Here is a 17,703-nt window from a genome sequence, read left to right on the forward strand (position 1 = left end):
TTCGACAGCTATTCACAGAAGCTGTGGATAACTCGGTGAATAAACCTGTGAGAAGGTAATGCCTTATTACATTTTTATGACAGGTGTGTAGTTAGCCTAAAAAATAGCCACAAATAATTACAATTGAATAACATATAGTTACATTCTCCTATTAATGTTTATTATCGCTTCTTATGGTAACTTACCAGACTGCAATCAAGTTGTACCTTGCAGTGGAAAGAGAGGTGAAAATTACTTGTGCTCACTGCTGAATTGCGCTAATGGCGAATGAAATCAGGAGAGCGTACAGATGAAATGATAGGAGTCAGGATGGTGATTATTTAGCATGTGCAGCAGTGCCTGATGTACAGGCCGCACACCTGATTTTCCGTTCTGCCACCTGGCATGCAGACCTCAGGTCATCGAAGGCAGGTGAGTTGATATGTTGAATCATGAGTTCATTGATCTGTTAAAAGTCATTATCCGACAGCCAAGTGTGGTGGGCGCCGAGCACTCCTTTTTCCGGGTACTACAGCGCGAACTGGAGGAGCGGGGGGCGAAGGTCACCTGGTATGAAGGACTGCTGGTGGCCCAGGGCAGTGACCCCTTCAGTACGATGTTTTCAGCTCATATTGATCGCCACGGTTTGATATGCACCGGGCCGAATGAGTTTCAGTATGCAGCCTTTGTTTCCGCCAACCGAACAGATCTTCTGAATAACTCCGTCTCTGAGGAGCTGATGAGCAAGGTCACCGAGCGATTTCAGTCCGAGCGGGTGTATGCCTATGAGCCGTGGTCCGGGGTATATCGTGGCAACGGCGTCATTGAACGGGCCTATGTCTGCGAGTTTCGTAACAACCTGATTTTTGAAATTAACGGATTGGCCGATGTCGTTGCCGGGACACCGATTGCCTTCAAGGACAAGCTGAGACTGCATCAGGGGCGACTGGCCGGCCAGCTGGATAATGTGCTGACTGCTGCCGCACTGGTTCATCTCTTCAGCCTTGGCTTCAAAGGGACAGCATTTTTTACCGCTCAGGAAGAGGCCGGCAAAAGCTGGCGTTACCTGCTTGAGTGGTTCCGTCGATTCGGAGGCTCCACCAATCGATTGTTTGTGGTTGATACCAGTCCGTTTCCCGATATTGAGAGTGCTAATCAGCAGCTGCTGGTGCTGCGGGAAAAGGATGCCAATGCAGCGTTCAATCCCGAGAGTACCGCACTTATCGAAACGCTGTGCCGGGAAAACGGCTTTAGCTTTCTGTATAAGGACAAATATGTTGAAGCGGAAAACCAGCTCTTGATCAGGGCCGGAGAAAAGCCCCGCTCTCTCGGCAGTACCGAAATGGGGCGGGTGATTGCGGCATCCAATGGTCTGGTTGACGGAACCACTATTCAGATTCCAACGACCGGTTACCACACCATGGAGGAGTCAGCATCGGTGGAGTCAGTCGCAGCGTTTATCAGCATACTCGGCATGTTGTCCGATATCTGAAGCAGCAACGCCATCAAGTTAAATTCCCCCTCCTTTGATCACGGCATTCCGGTTAGGGTCTTCGCCCTGAATGGCCGGATTACCTGGCAGGAGAAACCATGCAAACCGTATGCTTTGATATTATTGCCCTGAACCGTAAGCAGCTGACGCTGAATAAGTGTCCCTGTTGTCAGGCCGAGCTGGATTCCCGTGAGCTTGAGCCATCTTCGGCATCAGCTGCCTTTTGCCGGCAGGCAGGGAAACCGCTGGTCACCACGTCCCTGAGTACATGTAATGGCTGCGGCTGGTGGGCGGTTCGCGAGTTACGCGAGGACCATGCCATGTATCATCCACCGGTCGAAGAGTGGCTGGTGATGGATGCATCAAAAATGACCGAGCCTTCGCCACATGCAAGGAAATCAAAGGATTGCACTGCTCCGTGGGAAAAAGTGCTGGCTGATGAGGGCTTCTGGGCGCCGGCTGTGGCGATTCCCTCCAAAGATGCGGTGCTGCTGTTCGGTGCGGCCCAGATGCTGTTACCGAAATTGACTACACCCTCCAAAGATGCGGTGGGCGACAAGATTCGCTTTCTGGCGCCGATACTCTTCCCGTTGCTGGTGATACTGTTGATTGCGCTGTTTTTCAGTTGAGCAGCATGCTGTTAAGGAGATGCTGATTGATTGCCATCATGCCGGATTGTAGCGGTCGTCCATAGCCAGCCCGGAAACGCTCGATTCATCATCGCTTGCTATATGGATGCGCTGAATCCCCTGACAACCATTCATGCCGGTCTATACCCATGTGGATCGCGGGTTCGCAATATGGCCCCAATCCCTTAAACTTTGCTCATCAGAGGCAGCAGGGAGAACAGATGCAACAACGAATCGGATTCATCGGTCTTGGTATTATGGGGCAAGCCATGGCAGCCAATATTCTCAAGGCCGGTTTCAGCTTAACCGTCTATAACCGTTCAGCCGAGCGATGCATGCCCCTGGCTGAAATCGGGGCCCATGTGGCAGCCACACCGCAGGCTGTGGCTGATGCCAGTGATGTTATGATTCTGATGTTAACCGGTCCCGAGGCTGTCGATGCGGTGTTGCACGGGGAGTCCGGCCTGCTTGCCGGAGCATGCAAGGGGAAAACTGTGATCAATATGAGCACCGTTCCCCAAAGTTGTTCGCAACAATTAAACCAGCAGCTGCAAGGCCGTGGTATCACATTTGTCGATGCCCCGGTTTCAGGATCAAAAATACCCGCTCAACAGGGAACCCTGGTGATATTGGCAGGTGGCGCTGAATCTGCAGTGCAGGCGCTGGAGCCATTGTTGCTCAGTATGGGCAGCCGGGTGATTTACTGTGGCGAGGCCGGGTGCGGCTCTGCCATGAAGCTCGCGATCAATCTGCTGCTGGGCACGATGATGGAAGGGCTGGCTGAAGCCTCACATCTGGCTGAGGCGTCCGGACTTTCAAGCGCCACATTCTTACAGGCTGTGGCAGCCGGGCCTCTGGCCTGCGGGCTGTTCCGGATCAAAGAGGAGATGATCATCAACGGTCATTACCCGCCGCAGTTCCCGTTCAGACATATGGCCAAGGACATGCAATTTGTACAGCAGGCTGCTGCAGATCGCGGAGTTTCACTGCCGGTTGGCAGTCTGCTGGCCGGGATGTTTGATCCGAATGCGCCGGTTGCACTGCTCGATCAGGATTTTGCTGCCGTAAAATGCTTGCTGCAATGAATGCATGCAGAAAAAATCAATCTGGTTTCACCGGGTATAGAGGGTAGCTTCTGGCCATGACCACATCACTTGCCACCGAAACGCCAGTCACCATTTCCGCCCGGAATTTTGAGATCATGCTCGATTTTTCGCGTACCGTTTTCAGCCTCAAGGATAATCCGGCCTATCTTGCCGCGCTTGAAACATCGCTTCCGCATGCTGCGCGCGTGCCCACCCGATGGCCCAGTGTGTTGATGGGATTTGATTTTCATCTGACACCGGCCGGCCCCAGGCTGATTGAAATTAATAATAATGCCGGTGGTCTTTATATCGGCGATGATCGCTGGTTGCCGCAGATGGAGTCGCATCCCGATATGCCAGGTGATCTGGGCGAACGAATCCTTGCCATGTTTCCATCTGACTGGTCCACCATCGCCATTATGGATGAGGATGTGACCCGCCAGTTCATGTATCCGGAGATGTGTGCCTATGCCGACCTGCTTCGCGCCAGCGGCCGTCAGGCATTTGTGCTCAGCCCGGAGGACCTTGTTCGCGACCACGAGGGTTTGCATTATCGGGGCGAACGCATTGATGCGATCTACAACCGGCATACGGACTTTTATCTTGAGGGAGCCGATCTTGCCGAGGTGCGGGCCGCCTATCAGGAAGGCAAGGTGATCATCAACCCGCATCCGCGCAGCTACGCCCTGATCGGTGATAAAACCCGTATGGTGGACTGGTGGAGGGAAGGACTGCTGGAGAGCTGTCTGGATGCCGGTCAGGTTGCCCTCATTCGCACGGTGACACCATCAACGCACAGGTTATCGGAGATGGATCGTGAACGTGTCTGGTCGGATCGCAAGGATTGGGTCTTCAAGCCTGCTGCCCGCCATGGCGGCAAGGGCGTGGTCATTGGTAAAGGCATCAGCCGGGTGCGCTTTGATACGCTTGATCCCGAAGAGACCATTGTACAGCAACTGGTTCCCGCCTCGGAAATTGAGGTTGGCGGGCAAGTGATGAAGCTGGATATCCGGCTTTATATGCATGGAACCCGCCTGATTGGGATGGCCGGTCGCGCCTGGCGCGGCCAGGTGACCAACTTCCGTGAGCCCGGGAGTGGCTGGGTTTCATTAACCGTTGAGCATTGAACCATCCATTGCCGTGGTGGTACCACTGCTCAATGAGCGGACTGTTTTACCGGCCCTGCTCGAGCATTTATCCACCCTGGGCGCGGATGAGCTCATCATCGTTGATGGTGGCTCCACGGATGGATCATGCGATTTTCTGGCCGCTTCAGGGGTGTGCTGGATCACTTCGGCGGCGGGACGCAGCACCCAGATGAATGCCGGATCGGCCCTGTGTACATCGGATATACTTCTTTTTATTCATGCAGATACAGTGATTGATTCAGGTCATATAATGGCGGTCAGGAAGGCGATAGCAGCGCCTGATATCGTCGGGGGGCGTTTTGATCTGCACTTGTCCGGTTCTCATCCGTTTTTTCGCATCATTGAGCGGATGATCAACCTGCGCTCACGCCTCTCCGGCATCAGCACAGGAGATCAGTGCATGTTTGTCCGCCGCGCGGTATTCGAACAGCTGGGCGGTTTTGCCGCCATACCGTTGATGGAGGATATTGATCTCTCCAGGCGTCTCAAACGGACAGGGCGCATTGCCTGTCTGCGCACGCAGGTTATCACCAGCAGCCGTCGCTGGGAGCAACATGGTATTTTCACCACCATGGTAAGGATGTGGTGGCTCAGGCTGCTGTTCTGGTCGGGTGTACCGGCCGATCGACTGGCCCAAATGTACCGGCAGGCGCGCTGATGACATATCCGGATGTGCGGGTGATCATCATGTGCAAGGCACCGGTTGCAGGAGCGGTGAAAACACGTTTGCTGGCGCGCTACACAGCTGCCGAAGCAGCCATGCTGCATGCTGCGATGGCCACCACCGTAATTGAAAGAGCCGTGCGCCTGTTTGATGATGTGGTGGTTGCAGCAGATGATCCATCTCACCGGTTTTATTCGCAATATACGTGCCCAGTGGTCGCCCAGGGAGAGGGAAACCTGGGCGACAGGATGGGGCGACTGGTGGCACAGGCCTGCGCTGACGGAGCCGGGGCAGTGCTGCTGCTGGGGACGGATTCGCCGCACATGCCGGATCAGCGGCTGCATCAGGCATATGATGCACTGGCAAACGCAGATGTGGTGGTGGGGCCGGTGGAGGATGGCGGCTATGATCTGATCGCCATGCATCAACCCTGGCCATTGTTTGCCGGTGTGGCGTGGTCATCCGGTCAGGTTCTGGTGCAGACGCAGGCCATCATCGGACAACTCGGCTTGACCTCGCAGCTGCTGGATTACGGTTTTGATATCGATTTTCCTGATGATCTGCTGCGGGCTGAAGGCAGCGGCTGGTTGGTGCCGGAGTCTGTCCGGCCATTGTTGCGCTGATCTCCGGTTTACCAATGGATACAGATTGCGCAGCGTTATGCTCGTGGCTCTGCATGATGACTTATATCCTGCAGTGAGCCGCTGGCATCATACCCAGTTTGCGGGAGGTATATGAACAGACTGATAACATTCGAAGGCGTGGATGGTTGTGGTAAAAGTACCCAGCTGAAACTGGCTGCTGCATGGCTGCAATCCCGAGGTGAGCAGGTGGTTACCACATTTGAGCCGGGCGATTCCCCACTCGGTGGAGAGATTCGCCGTCTGCTGTTGTCCGGTGAGCATCTGCCGGTGGCTGAATGCGAATTATTACTGTTTCTGGCTGATCGGGCCCAGCATGTGCGTAGCAAACTGATGCCGGCCCTGTCAGATGGGGCCTGGGTGCTGTGTGATCGATTCAGCGATTCAACTCGTGCCTATCAATTGGCAGCTCGCAAACTTGATGCAGCAGGGCTTGAGCCCATGCTCCGGTTTGCCGAGTGTGGCATCACCCCGTCATTGACCCTGTGGTTTGATGTGCCGGTGGAAACAGCTGTAGAACGCATGCGTTTGCGGCAGCTGGCGGGGGAAAAAAGCAGTCGGCTGGATGATGAGGCCGTCTCGTTTCATCAACGGGTTGCGGATGCCTTTGTGCGCCAGGCGGATGCCGAGTCAGAGCGTATTGTTCGCATCAATGCGGCGGAGTCGATTGATGAGGTGCATCAGCAGGTGATCGCGATGATCAGCGCACGGTTTCAGCTATGAGTCATGCGATGGCCGTGGCCGGTCACGAAGCGGTTGAGGCGCGATTCACCGAGGCAATGGCGCAGGGGCGGTTGCATCACGCCTGGCTGCTATATGGTTTGAAGGGGATCGGCAAGCATATGCTGGCTGAGAAGCTGGCCGGTATTATGGTCTGTGAGCATCATTCGGCCTGTGGCCGTTGCCATGGTTGTCTGATGCTGGCTGCCGGTTCCCACCCGGATGTATATCGCGTGGCTCTGATCGAAGGAAAACGGGATGTGAACATCGAGCAGGTCCGGGAGATGCTCGCGTTTCTTGCCCTGAGTACATCACAGGGTGAACGCCGGATCGTCATTCTTGATGATGCTGAGCGGATGAATAACCAGGCTGCCAATGCGCTGCTGAAAGGGCTTGAGGAGCCTGCGGCAGGAAGCATGCTGCTAATGGTCTGCGCCGACTTGATGCGATTGCCTGCCACCATCCGTTCCCGCTGTATGCTGCAACAGTGTACACCGCTTGCCGATGAAACCGTTCGCGGGATTCTCTCCTTGCAGTTGGGGGATGATGTGACCCCTGAGCAGCTGACTCTGGCCACTGAACTGGCGAAAGGGTGCCCAGGCACAGTTCATAGCCTGCAGGATAAAAAGGTTGCCGGCGCATTGCTCTCCTGGCGACAGCTGGTGCATGAGCTGGCTCAAGCCGATATCGGCATGCTGGAAAACTGGATTGGGCAGTTTGTCGCCATGGTACCGCATGATCTGATTATCAGTCTGTTACTTGCCCCTGTATATCCGCGTCTGCAACAGGCAGGCGATGCGAAAGGATTCGTCGCCGCTGAAACACTGCATCAGGCCGCACATGCCTGTGCCCGCTGGCCAGCCGATGTGGTGCGCAGCAGCCTGCGCGCAGGTCCCACACTGCTGGCCCATGTGATGACGCTGCGCGCTGCTTTACGCAGTTGTAGCCAGAGCGGACGTTAACGCTCTGGATGAGAGGGGATGTTGCCGTGCGGGCCATTCATGGCCCGCCGGGTTAAGCGTGCAGGTACTAAAAGCGATAACGGATCGCTGTGGTGAAGACGCTGGCTTCAAGGCCTTTAAAATCGGTAGCCATGGTGGCTGCACTGTTTTTCGGCTTGCTCATCATGTGTGACCATTCAATACCGGCTGAGTAGTCATCACTGACCCGGTAATCCAGCCCCAGACCATACGCATAGCTGATTCGGTTTTTGGTCTTTTTGACGCCGCCAGCAGGCTGATAGCTGCAATGGGCGACGGCAAAACCTGCCAGCGCATAACCGGTCAGGGTATCGGTAAAGGCATACTGGGGCTTCAGATAGTGGGCAACAAATTCCATCCGCTCTTTGGCTGCTCCGGGGGTGGCACCACTGGTGCTGCCGGTGGCGCCGATGCGGACCTCTGCCCCCAGATGTTCACTGAAATCATGGCCAAGCTGAATATAACCACCGAATACAGCCTTTTTGCTGATACCATTACCGATATTCAGTGCACCGAGGCCAACGCCAACGTAATGCTGACCTTCGGCCCATACGGGCGTGGCGGTGGTAAGGCCAATGGCGAGAATGGCGAGTTTTGTACCGAGTTTCATCATGACTCCTGAAAGGTTAAGTTGAGCAGCAGGCTAATCAACAAACAGACGGGGAGAACCGCAGTGGTTACATGGTTATTGATATGCCACAGTCGTAACGGCAAATGCAGGCAGTCCAGTCACTGCTGCAAGTCTTTGACATTGTAAGCACAGAAGCCTCAAAAACAGAGGCTTGTTCGCGCGCACTGCGACACAGATTCGCTGGCGCTTTTGATACACTCACCTTACACTAAAGCCCATGAGATTCATGCATTTGCCGCCTTTTGCTGCTGCTTTGCTGGCACTGATGCTGCTGCCCGGCTGCAGTGCTGATGCACCGGATTATTTTCAGGGCTACCTGGAAGGTGAATATATTCAGATTGCCCCCGAACATGCCGGCCGTATTGAGACGATTGCGGTGACTGACGGGCAGCAGGTGAAAAAAGGGCAGTGGCTGTTTTCGCTGGATGATGCACATGAGAAGCTGCTACTTGAGCAGGCTATGGCACGTCAGTCCCAGCTGACTGCGATGTTGGCCGATCTTGAAAAGGGAGCACGCCCGCCTGAAATTGCAGCCCTGCTGGCCGGAAAGCGGGAAGCTGCCGCAGCACTCAGCCAGGCGAAGGATGATCTGGTGCGCCTGCAATCACTGGCCGGTAAGGATTTCGTTGCAGCCAGTCAGCTTGAGCAGGCCCGCACCCGCGTGATACAGCGGCAGGCAAGTGAAGACCGGCTCGATGCCGAGCTTGCGGTGGCCAAACTTGGCGGGCGTGAAGACCGCATTCGTGCCGCACGTGCGGAGCTTGCAGTCGCAGAAGCAGCGGTTGCCGATGCCACCCGGCTGCTGGCTGAAAGTCGAGTGACAGCACCGGCCGATGGGCTGGTGGATCGCCTGATTCGTCGGGTCGGGGAAATCAGTGGGGCCACAGTGCCGGTATTGCGCTTTTTACCGGCCGGCGATGTGAAGGTGATCTTTTTCGTGCCCGAGGCACTGCGTGCCGGCCTGGAGCCTGGCAGGGAGGTCAGGGTCTCATGCGATGGCTGCGGCCAGCCGCGCACTGCACGCATCAGCAGGCTGGCCAGTGAGGCAGAGTTCACACCCCCGGTTCTGTTCAACCGTGATAATCGCGACAAACTGATGTTTCGTATTGAGGCCCGTTACAGTGAGCCGGTTAACCTGACACCGGGGTTGCCGGTGGAAGTACGCCAGAGCCTGAAGCAGTAGCGCATGTCCGATACAGCCATTGCGGTTTCCGGCCTGATCAAGCGCTTTGGCGATCAGCTGGCTGTGCGGGGCATCGATCTGGAGGTGGGCAAAGGGGAGATTGTCGCCTTTGTCGGCCCCAATGGCTCCGGTAAAACGACCACCATTCGCATGTTGTGCGGACTGTTAACCCCGGATGGCGGTGAGGGGCACTGTCTGGGATTCGATATTCGCCGCGAATATGATGCGATCAAAGAGCATGTCGGCTATATGTCGCAGGGATTCGGTCTCTATTCGGATTTAACGGTGCGTGAAAACCTTGGCTTCTCCGCCAGCATTCATCAGCTGGATGCCAGACAACAGAAGGTTGAGGCTGCCCTGCACGAGTTTCAGCTACAGCATTACGCCAATCATCTGGCCGGTACCCTTTCGGGTGGCTGGAAACAACGGCTAAGCCTTGCCTGTGCCCTGATGCATGAGCCGGAGCTTCTATTGCTGGATGAGCCGACCGGTGGCGTCGATCCGGAATCGCGGCGAAGTTTCTGGCATATCATCCGGCAGAAATCGGCGCAGGGGGTGGCGGTACTGGTCAGCACCCATTATCTGGACGAAGTGGAGCTCTACTCGGATCGACTGGCCTATATTCATACCGGCACCATGCTTGCCAGCGGTACCATGCAGGAGGTGATTAAGCAATCATCGCTGGTGGCATTTCGCCTGCCGGGAGTGAGTACCGCGCTGCTTGAAACGCTGGAGAAGCAGGCGGCTGTCAGTATGGCCGAGGTTCTGGCGGGCGGTGTCAAAGTGACAGGGCCGGATCGTATGGCGCTGGAGCGTTGCCTGAATGATTTCGGCTTGCTGACGGACGCAGAAGCGGTGGCGCCCACTCTGGAGGATCTCTTCTTTTATCTTGCCCGTCATCACAGGCAGCTCGATGTCTAGTCGGTTCTCGTGGTCGCGACTGGCAGCGATTGCCGCCAAGGAGTTCATCCAGATGCGGCGGGACCGGATGACATTTGCCATGATGATCGGCATTCCCGTACTGCAGCTGATTCTTTTCGGCTATGCCATCAATACCGATCCGCGCGCGCTGCCGACGGCACTGCTGGCGGCGGATTCAGGACCATATGTACGCAGCCTGATGGCTGGACTCCACCATAGCGGATATTTCAACACGGTCGCTCTCCCTGCCAGTGAAGCGGCCGCATCGGAGCTGCTCGATCGGGGGGAAGTTCAGTTTGTCATCTCGATTCCGGCCGATTTTGAACGCAAGCTGTTGCGCGGCGAGCAGCCGGTGATGCTGGTCGAAGCCGATGCGACCGATCCGATCGCCACAGCCAGTGCACTGGCTGTATTACCCGAAATCGCAGCTGCGACAGCAAAAGAGGAGGGAAACCCGCTCAGAGCGCCACCATTTACTCTTTCCGTGCACAAGCGCTATAACCCCGAGGGGGAGAGCCGCTACAATATTGTTCCCGGCCTGATGGGGGTGATCCTGACCATGACGATGGTGATGATTACCGCCGTGGCCATTACCCGGGAGCGGGAGCGGGGAACGATGGAGTATCTTCTCGCCACCAGCGTTACGCCCATTGAGTTGATGCTGGGAAAGATTATTCCCTATATTTTTGTCGGCTATGTCCAGATTACACTGATTCTGCTGGCAGCCATGCTGTTCTTTCATGTGCCGGTGGTTGGCAGTCTGCCACTGATGTACGGGCTGGCGATTGTATTTATTCTCGCCAACCTCTGTATGGGCATTACATTCTCAACACTGGCCGCCAATCAGATGCAGGCCTTACAGATGAGTTTTTTCTTCTTTCTTCCTTCGATTCTTTTGTCCGGATTCATGTTCCCGTTCAGGGGTATGCCGCAATGGGCGCAGATGATCGGCGAAGTGCTGCCGTTAACCCATTTCCTGCGCCTGGTGCGGGGCATTATGCTCAAAGGAAATACGTTGCCGCTGGCATGGGAGCACCTGTGGCCGATTATGGTGTTTACCCTGTTTGCTTTACTGGTTGCACTCAAACGTTTTCATAAAACACTGGATTGATTGCGATTTTAAATATACGAAGCTCTTCGGGTATCGTGCCTCAAACCACCCGTGTGGCCTGAGGCACGATCCGTTGAGACGAAACCGGCCGGGCTTATCCGATCAGTGTCAGTGCATCATTAAAGCGTGCTGATGGACGCATGGCAGCGGTCAGCTTTACTTCATCCGGCTGGTAGTAGCCGCCAAGATCGACAGCGCTTCCCTGCACACGGTTGAGCTCTTCAACAATACCAGCCTCATTTTCCGCCAGTGCTGCAGCAAGCGGTGCAAACATCGCTTTCAGCGCTGCATCGTCGTTCTGGTTGGCCAGCGCTTCAGCCCAATAGAGGGCGAGGTAGAAGTGGCTGCCACGATTATCGAGTTCGCCGCAGCGACGTGATGGCGACTTGTTCTCAGCCAGGAACTTGCAGTTCGCTTCGTTGAGCGCCCTGGCCAGCACAGCGGTTTTGGCATCACCGGTCTTCGCAGCCAGATCTTCGAGAGAGACGGCAATGGCAAGGAATTCGCCGAGCGAATCCCAGCGCAGATGATTTTCAGCCACAAACTGCTGCACATGCTTGGGTGCTGAACCGCCGGCGCCGGTTTCAAACAGGCCACCGCCAGCCAGCAGAGGTACGATCGAGAGCATCTTGGCACTGGTGCCGAGCTCCAGAATAGGGAACAGGTCGGTGAGGTAGTCGCGCAGCACGTTGCCGGTCACAGAAATGGTGTTTTCACCACGTTTCATCCGTTCGAGGCTGACGCGGGTAGCTTCCACCGGGCTCATGATGCGGATATCAAGCCCGGCAGTGTCGTGGTCGTTCAGGTAGGTCTCGACCTTGGCAATCAGTGAACGGTCATGGGCACGATTGCTATCGAGCCAGAAGATGGCCGGCTGACCCGTGGCACGGGCACGAGCAACGGCCAGCTTCACCCAGTCGCGGATTGGCTCATCCCTGGCCTGACACATGCGCCAGATATCACCGGCTTCAACGATATGTTCGAGCACTACGTTACCGGCATCGTCGATCACACGCACCACACCATCGGCCGGCATGCGGAAGGTCTTGTCGTGCGAGCCGTACTCCTCGGCCTTCTGCGCCATCAGGCCGACATTCGAGACATTGCCCATCGTCGCCGGATCAAACGCACCGTGCTCCTTACAGAAGGAGATGGTCTCCTGATAGACGCCGGCATAGCAGCGATCAGGAATCATCGCCTTGGTATCTTTCAGCTTGCCGTCCGGTCCCCACATCTGGCCGGAGGAGCGGATGGCTGCCGGCATGGAGGCGTCGATAATGATGTCGCTTGGCACATGCAGATTGGTGATGCCCTTGCCTGAATCGACCATGGCCAGTGCCGGGCGTGATGCATACACAGCGGCAATATCGGCTTCAACGACCGTGCGCTCAGCCTCTGGAAGCGTGGCAATACGCGCCATCATGTCGCCGACACCGTTATCCGGATTTACCCCGGCTTTTTCGAGGCTTGCAGCATGTTTCTCAAACACATCCTTAAAGAAAACGGTCACCGCATGGCCGAACATAATCGGGTCGGAGACCTTCATCATCGTTGCTTTCAGGTGCAGGGAGAGCAGCACGTCCTGCGTCTTGGCATCATCAATTTCGCGGGCATAAAACGCGCGCAGTGCCTTCGCACTCATCACCGATGCATCAATCACTTCGCCTGCCAGCAGCTTCATAGGAGCCTTGAGCTCCACGGTGTTGCCATCGGTCTGGGTCAGTTCGATACGCACGGCGCACGCCTTGTCGGCCACCCATGAGGTTTCAGAGCCGTAGAAGTCGCCTTCGCTCATGTGCGCGACATGTGACTTCGAATCACGGCTCCAGGCCCCCATCGAGTGCGGGTTGTTGCGGGCGTATTGCTTCACCGCATCGGCTACGCGGCGATCGGAGTTGCCTTCACGCAGTACCGGATTCACGGCACTGCCGAGCACTTTGGCGTAGCGTGCCTTGATCTCTTTCTCGGCCTCGTTCTGTGGATCAACAGGGTAGTCGGGCACGGCAAAGCCATGTGCCTGCAGTTCTTTAATGGCTGCTACCAGCTGCGGGATCGAAGCACTGATATTCGGCAGCTTGATGATGTTGGCATCAGGTGTCTTGGCCAGCTCTCCGAGTTCGGAGAGGGCATCACCCATGCGCTGCTCTTCCGAAAGCTGTTCGGGAAAGTTGGCAATGATACGACCGGCCAGCGAAATATCGCGGGTCTCCACATTTACACCGGCGGCTTTGGTAAACGCCTGCACGATCGGCAGTAACGAATAGGTTGCCAGCATCGGCGCTTCGTCGGTCTTGGTGTAAATGATGGTCGGGGTCTTCTGTGTCATGCGGTATCCTTTTTAGATCTGCACACAGGGCGCAGCGAGGTGCGGCGAGTTTAACAGCCCCGAATGGATATAAAAGGGCAGGAGAAAAAGGGGACGCTACCCTTTAATGGCTTGTATCGTCTAAACTAAGAACATGCCTCGCTTACCTCGAGCCGTGTTTTCAGGCGTACCGCATCATATCACTCAGCGTGGTAACAGGCGTTCCGATGTGTTTTTCAGCGATGATGATCGCCGTACGTACCTGGATTGGCTTTGTGAGTATTGCGAAAAACACGATGTCGACATTCTGGCTTACTGTCTGATGACAAATCACGTGCATCTGATTGCTGTACCGAATAGCGAAGAGGGATTACAGCAAGTGTTTAAACCGCTACATATGCGTTACGCCCAGAGGGTGAATCGTATAAATAACTGGTCCGGGCACCTTTGGCAGGGAAGATTCTTTTCATCCGCGCTGGATGATGCATATCTGTGGTCAGCGATTCGTTATGTTGAGCGCAACCCCGTTCGGGCCGGGCTTGTTGAACGAGCAGAGGATTATCATTGGTCGAGTGCGGCCGGGCATTGTGGTGTACGCGTGGATGCCGTGTTGAGATCGAGGGATGAATGGGAGTCTAAATTGGCATCGATCGATAACTGGTCCGAATGGTTATTTGGTCAGGATGAAAGCCACTTGCTGGATACGTTGCGGCATCGTGTGGAAATGGGGTTACCGTGTGGTTCCGAGAGTTTTATACAGGGCCTCGAACAAAAGGTCGGGCGGCCTTTACAGGAACGACCTCAAGGCAGACCGAAAAAGGAATTACCTCCTGCCCCAAAAGGGTAGCGTCCCCTTTTTTCCGGATGCGGCTATGATTTGCACATGATTTTATTCAAAAGTTCACTTGATGCCTGGCGTTCGCCGCAGTTTTCGTCGGTGTTGAAGCGCGAAGTTGAAATGCTTCCACCAGCGCAGCTTCCGCTGCAGGAAGGTTTGAGGCTGGGCAGCGTGGCACTCGAAGATGGGGTCTCGGCGGTGATACTTGGCTCAGAGGAGCTGGAGAGTGTGATCCGTGTGCGGGCAATGATATTTTACTCGTCAGTCATCGCCGGATGCAGTTGTGCGGATGATCCCACACCTGTTGATACCTGCCACGAACAGTGCACGGTGCAAATCGATATCGATAAACAGTCCGCCGGGGTAACAATCGCGTTGTCGCCCGACTGAGCGAATCGTGGTTTTGTCTTTGCTTTCACATAGGGTGCTTACGCGTTTGATTTGAGTCGCTGCATCCATCCTGCCGCTCACTGGCGGCGGCAAAGCTGTCCAATCCGGCCATCCTGACGAATTGCGGCCACCGGTCAGCGCGCCCGGAATCGCTGAATCAATCAGCATCTCCCTAACTATCCCTGCCTGAGCGCTCTGGAAAGCGCCACACTGAGAGCCTCGATCTGTACCGGTTTCATGATCGCCTCATACTGCTCCAGCAGAGCACGATCGTTGGCAAACTGTTCCCGGTCATATCCGGTCATGAATTCCAGCCGCACCTGCGGATTGATGCGGATGATCTGTTTCGCGGCTTCCACACCGCCCATTTCAGGCATCACCACATCGATCAGTACCAGATCGATGTCAGCACTCTGTTCCGAGTAGATCTGCATGGCCTGCCTGCCATTGACGGCCGTGGTAACCCGATAACCCAGCGACTCGAGCCCTTCGCGGAGTACATTGCGAAGCAACTCATCATCATCAACGAGCAAAATGCATTCACCGTTGGCGGCAACGATACTCGTCTGCACCTCATGTGCATCCTGCGCCGGCCGGTCAGTTGTGTGCAGTGGCAGATAGATATGGATGGTGGTGCCAACTCCCTCTGCACTTTCAATGACCAGCTTGCCACGATGACTCTGGATGGCGCCGAATACCATGGCCAGACCGAGCCCCGTGCCTTTGCCGGCCTCCTTGGTGGTGAAGAATGGCTCGGTCACGCGTGAGAGAATGGCCTCACTGATACCCTGGCCGTTGTCGGCGACATAGATGTGGGCGAGGTGTGGCGTTGTCAGTTCGGGATGCTGTGCCATGAAAGCCTTGCTGGCCTCGAATTGCTGCAGACCGATGGTGATTTGGGGCTGGTCACGCCCGCTCAGCGCATGCTGGGCATTGTTCACCAGGTTTAGGATGATCTGGTGCAGTTGTGTGGCATCTCCCAGTACCGGCAATTCGGTTTCATCGAGTGCCAGTGTCAGGCGGGTGCTTTCGGGAATGGCCGTTTTGGCAAGCCGGATAATTGTGCGCATCTGTTCGCCAAGATCGAGCTCGCGTTTCTTTGTCGTATCCTTGCGCGCAAAAGCCATCATTTGTCGAATCATTTCGCTGGCCCGCGTGGTCAGGGCTTCGATCTGCTCCAGTCTGTCCGTGATCTTGTCCGGTTTTAGCACGGCTTTTTTTGCCAGAAAAATATTACCGTTAATGCCGGCCAGCATATTATTGAAGTCATGGGCAATGCCGCCGACCAGTGTGCCGAGAGCCTCCATTTTCTGGGACTGGATAAATTGCTCCTCCAGCCGTTTCTGATCAGACATATCCTGCTGGATCGAGACAAAGTGGGTGATTTCGCCATGCTCGTCGCGAATAGGCGCGACCGACATCATGGCCGGATAGAGAATACCATCCTTACGTTTGTCGATCAGGGTGCCGTGCCAAACCTCTCCACCGGTGATGGTTTGCCACAACGTGGCATAAAACTCGGGATTCTGCTGATTGCTTTTCAGGATGGCCGGCGTCTGACCGACCAGTTCCTCCAGGCTGTAGCCGGTGATATCACTGCAGGCAGGATTGATATACTCGATCACCCCCTGACGGTTGGTAATGATGACCGCTTCACCGGCCTGATGCACTGCTTCGGAGATCTTGCGTAATCTCTCCTCTGCCTGACGGCGGTCACTGATCTCACGCGACAGTGTGCTGGTCATCTGCTGAATGGAGTCGGCAAGCTCCTCGACCTCGGCGTCGGCTTCAATCGGCGGGGCGGTGTAGTCAAGGTTGCCTGCAGCGACACGCTTGGCGGCGTGCGTAATTGCCTGAATCGGCCGGGCAATACGACCGGCCTGGAACCAGCCGATCACCGAGAACAGCAGGCCCAGCGACAGGCCAAGCAGCAGGATGCGATTCTGCAGGTCGCGGGCCGGCGCGAAGGCGATATCAACATTCTGGCGATAGAGGGAAATCCAGCCCAGTCCGGGATAGTCGCGGTAGCCGTTGCCCTGTGAGAAGCCGGTCAGGTAGGTCTTGCCATCGCTCCATTTTTCAAGCCGGAATCCGGTCTGCTGTTTTCTGGCTGCAGCCATGGTTTGCGGCGCGGCATCGGCCAACTGGCTGCGGGCCGGCAGCGGGCCGGCCAGTAGCAGACCATCCTTGCTGGTCAGCAGGGTATTGGTGTCCGGATTGTCGGAGACGTTGAGCATCTCCTCGGCCCACTTCCAGTAAATATGGCCGCAGAGAACACCGAGCAGCTTGCCGCCGGGCTCACGGACGGGGGCGGCAACATCGAGCAGGTAAAATTTTTCGCCCGACGGATTGGGCAGGATTTTGGCCAGCAGCAGGGCATCGTGGATGTCGCCGACATAGGGTTTATCACGTCCTTGCGTGCACCACGGCCGTTTGCTGAGGTCCTTGCCTTCAAGGTATTTTCCCGTACCGACCAGGCCGATGCCATTGGCATCGCAAATACCGACCCAGGCGTAGGCATTGAAGGAGCTCTGCATACGCTCCAGTACCTTGCGCTTGGCATCCGGTGGTACAGCGGCAGAGCTGATGTCGCTCAATACCGATGCGACCTGCATTTCACGATAGCGCTCGAACATGGCCCGATCGAGCATCTCGGCCGTGTGATGGGCCTGCTTGGCAAAGGCTCTGCCTTCACGATGTTCGATTTGCGTCTTGCTGATACTGGCTGCCATGAAGCTGATACCGAGAGACAATATGATGGAGATTGCGGCTGTCGCGGCGGCGATATGCCCCCTCAGGCTGAAGGTGAACCCGCGTCTGTTTTGATTTGCCATCATGATCTCCACACAGTCACAGATGCAGGCATCTTAGCAAGTGATTGATTTGTATGTCACTCTGAATGTCTTAAAGCTACGCTGTAAAGTTCGCAACTGGATAACAGTAATGAGGTCGATCTGTGACTGATCACGATCCGCTCATGCCTTCG

The 17,703-nt window shown here is 55.7% G+C and carries 16 protein-coding genes; 13 read left to right on the top strand and 3 right to left on the bottom strand.

Annotation, left to right across the window (positions count from 1 at the left end):
- The first annotated feature begins 421 nt into the window (after positions 1-421).
- The 8 genes from FEF65_RS11190 to FEF65_RS11225 all read left to right on the top strand — a co-directional run bounded on the left by FEF65_RS11190 (position 422) and on the right by FEF65_RS11225 (position 7,320).
- Positions 422-1,471: a peptidase M42 gene (locus FEF65_RS11190; RefSeq protein WP_138239905.1), complete on the top strand. Its 1,050-nt coding sequence runs from the start codon at positions 422-424 to the stop codon at positions 1,469-1,471.
- Between the two features lie 98 nt (positions 1,472-1,569).
- Entirely contained in the window at positions 1,570-2,100 is a 531-nt protein-coding gene (locus tag FEF65_RS11195; RefSeq protein WP_138239906.1) for a hypothetical protein, read from the top strand.
- Between the two features lie 149 nt (positions 2,101-2,249).
- Positions 2,250-3,185 (top strand): NAD(P)-dependent oxidoreductase, encoded by a 936-nt coding sequence (locus tag FEF65_RS11200; RefSeq protein WP_274595453.1) that lies wholly within the window; start codon positions 2,250-2,252, stop codon positions 3,183-3,185.
- Positions 3,186-3,241: 56 nt separating this feature from the next.
- Complete coding sequence (locus FEF65_RS11205; RefSeq protein ID WP_138239908.1) at positions 3,242-4,312, top strand: hypothetical protein; 1,071 nt, start codon at positions 3,242-3,244, stop codon at positions 4,310-4,312.
- Entirely contained in the window at positions 4,302-4,991 is a 690-nt protein-coding gene (locus FEF65_RS11210; protein ID WP_138239909.1) for a TIGR04283 family arsenosugar biosynthesis glycosyltransferase, read from the top strand. Before FEF65_RS11205 ends, FEF65_RS11210 begins: the two co-directional genes overlap by 11 nt.
- The gene (locus FEF65_RS11215; protein ID WP_138239910.1) at positions 4,991-5,620 is read left to right on the top strand and encodes a TIGR04282 family arsenosugar biosynthesis glycosyltransferase; all 630 of its coding nucleotides are present in this window, start codon (positions 4,991-4,993) and stop codon (positions 5,618-5,620) included. Before FEF65_RS11210 ends, FEF65_RS11215 begins: the two co-directional genes overlap by 1 nt.
- A gap of 111 nt (positions 5,621-5,731) precedes the next feature.
- Entirely contained in the window at positions 5,732-6,361 is a 630-nt protein-coding gene (gene tmk / locus FEF65_RS11220) for a dTMP kinase (protein WP_138239911.1), read from the top strand.
- The gene (locus FEF65_RS11225; protein WP_138239912.1) at positions 6,358-7,320 is read left to right on the top strand and encodes an AAA family ATPase; all 963 of its coding nucleotides are present in this window, start codon (positions 6,358-6,360) and stop codon (positions 7,318-7,320) included. Before tmk ends, FEF65_RS11225 begins: the two co-directional genes overlap by 4 nt.
- A 67-nt stretch (positions 7,321-7,387) precedes the next feature.
- On the opposite strand, the gene FEF65_RS11230 is transcribed toward FEF65_RS11225, so the two are convergent.
- Positions 7,388-7,948 carry an outer membrane protein gene (locus FEF65_RS11230; protein ID WP_238701366.1) on the bottom strand — a complete coding sequence of 187 codons (561 nt, stop codon included), beginning with the start codon at positions 7,946-7,948 and terminating at the stop codon, positions 7,388-7,390.
- A gap of 238 nt (positions 7,949-8,186) precedes the next feature.
- Between FEF65_RS11230 and FEF65_RS11235 the strand changes: the two genes are divergently transcribed.
- From FEF65_RS11235 to FEF65_RS11245, 3 genes are read left to right on the top strand one after another with little or no spacing between them, the layout of a single operon-like run.
- The gene (locus FEF65_RS11235) at positions 8,187-9,152 is read left to right on the top strand and encodes an HlyD family secretion protein (RefSeq protein ID WP_138239914.1); all 966 of its coding nucleotides are present in this window, start codon (positions 8,187-8,189) and stop codon (positions 9,150-9,152) included.
- A gap of 3 nt (positions 9,153-9,155) precedes the next feature.
- Positions 9,156-10,073: an ABC transporter ATP-binding protein gene (locus FEF65_RS11240; RefSeq protein ID WP_138239915.1), complete on the top strand. Its 918-nt coding sequence runs from the start codon at positions 9,156-9,158 to the stop codon at positions 10,071-10,073.
- Positions 10,066-11,184 (top strand): ABC transporter permease, encoded by a 1,119-nt coding sequence (locus FEF65_RS11245; RefSeq protein ID WP_138239916.1) that lies wholly within the window; start codon positions 10,066-10,068, stop codon positions 11,182-11,184. The genes FEF65_RS11240 and FEF65_RS11245 overlap by 8 nt, the downstream gene beginning before the upstream one ends.
- A gap of 94 nt (positions 11,185-11,278) precedes the next feature.
- On the opposite strand, the gene FEF65_RS11250 is transcribed toward FEF65_RS11245, so the two are convergent.
- Positions 11,279-13,510: an NADP-dependent isocitrate dehydrogenase gene (locus FEF65_RS11250; RefSeq protein ID WP_138239917.1), complete on the bottom strand. Its 2,232-nt coding sequence runs from the start codon at positions 13,508-13,510 to the stop codon at positions 11,279-11,281.
- A gap of 133 nt (positions 13,511-13,643) precedes the next feature.
- Here FEF65_RS11250 and FEF65_RS11255 point away from each other — a divergent pair, with 133 nt between their 5' ends.
- Both FEF65_RS11255 and FEF65_RS11260 read left to right on the top strand, forming a co-directional pair.
- Entirely contained in the window at positions 13,644-14,336 is a 693-nt protein-coding gene (locus FEF65_RS11255; protein ID WP_138239918.1) for a transposase, read from the top strand.
- A 36-nt stretch (positions 14,337-14,372) separates the two neighbouring features.
- Positions 14,373-14,717 (top strand): hypothetical protein, encoded by a 345-nt coding sequence (locus FEF65_RS11260; protein ID WP_138239919.1) that lies wholly within the window; start codon positions 14,373-14,375, stop codon positions 14,715-14,717.
- Positions 14,718-14,893: 176 nt separating this feature from the next.
- Here the strand turns inward: FEF65_RS11260 and FEF65_RS11265 are convergent, their stop codons facing one another.
- A complete protein-coding gene (locus FEF65_RS11265) occupies positions 14,894-17,551 on the bottom strand; it encodes a hybrid sensor histidine kinase/response regulator (RefSeq protein ID WP_161595235.1) in 2,658 nt (885 codons plus the stop codon).
- Between the last annotated feature and the right edge of the window lie 152 nt (positions 17,552-17,703).

Origin of the sequence: Mariprofundus erugo (genome assembly GCF_005818865.1) — a bacterium.
Lineage (GTDB): Bacteria > Pseudomonadota > Zetaproteobacteria > Mariprofundales > Mariprofundaceae > Mariprofundus > Mariprofundus erugo.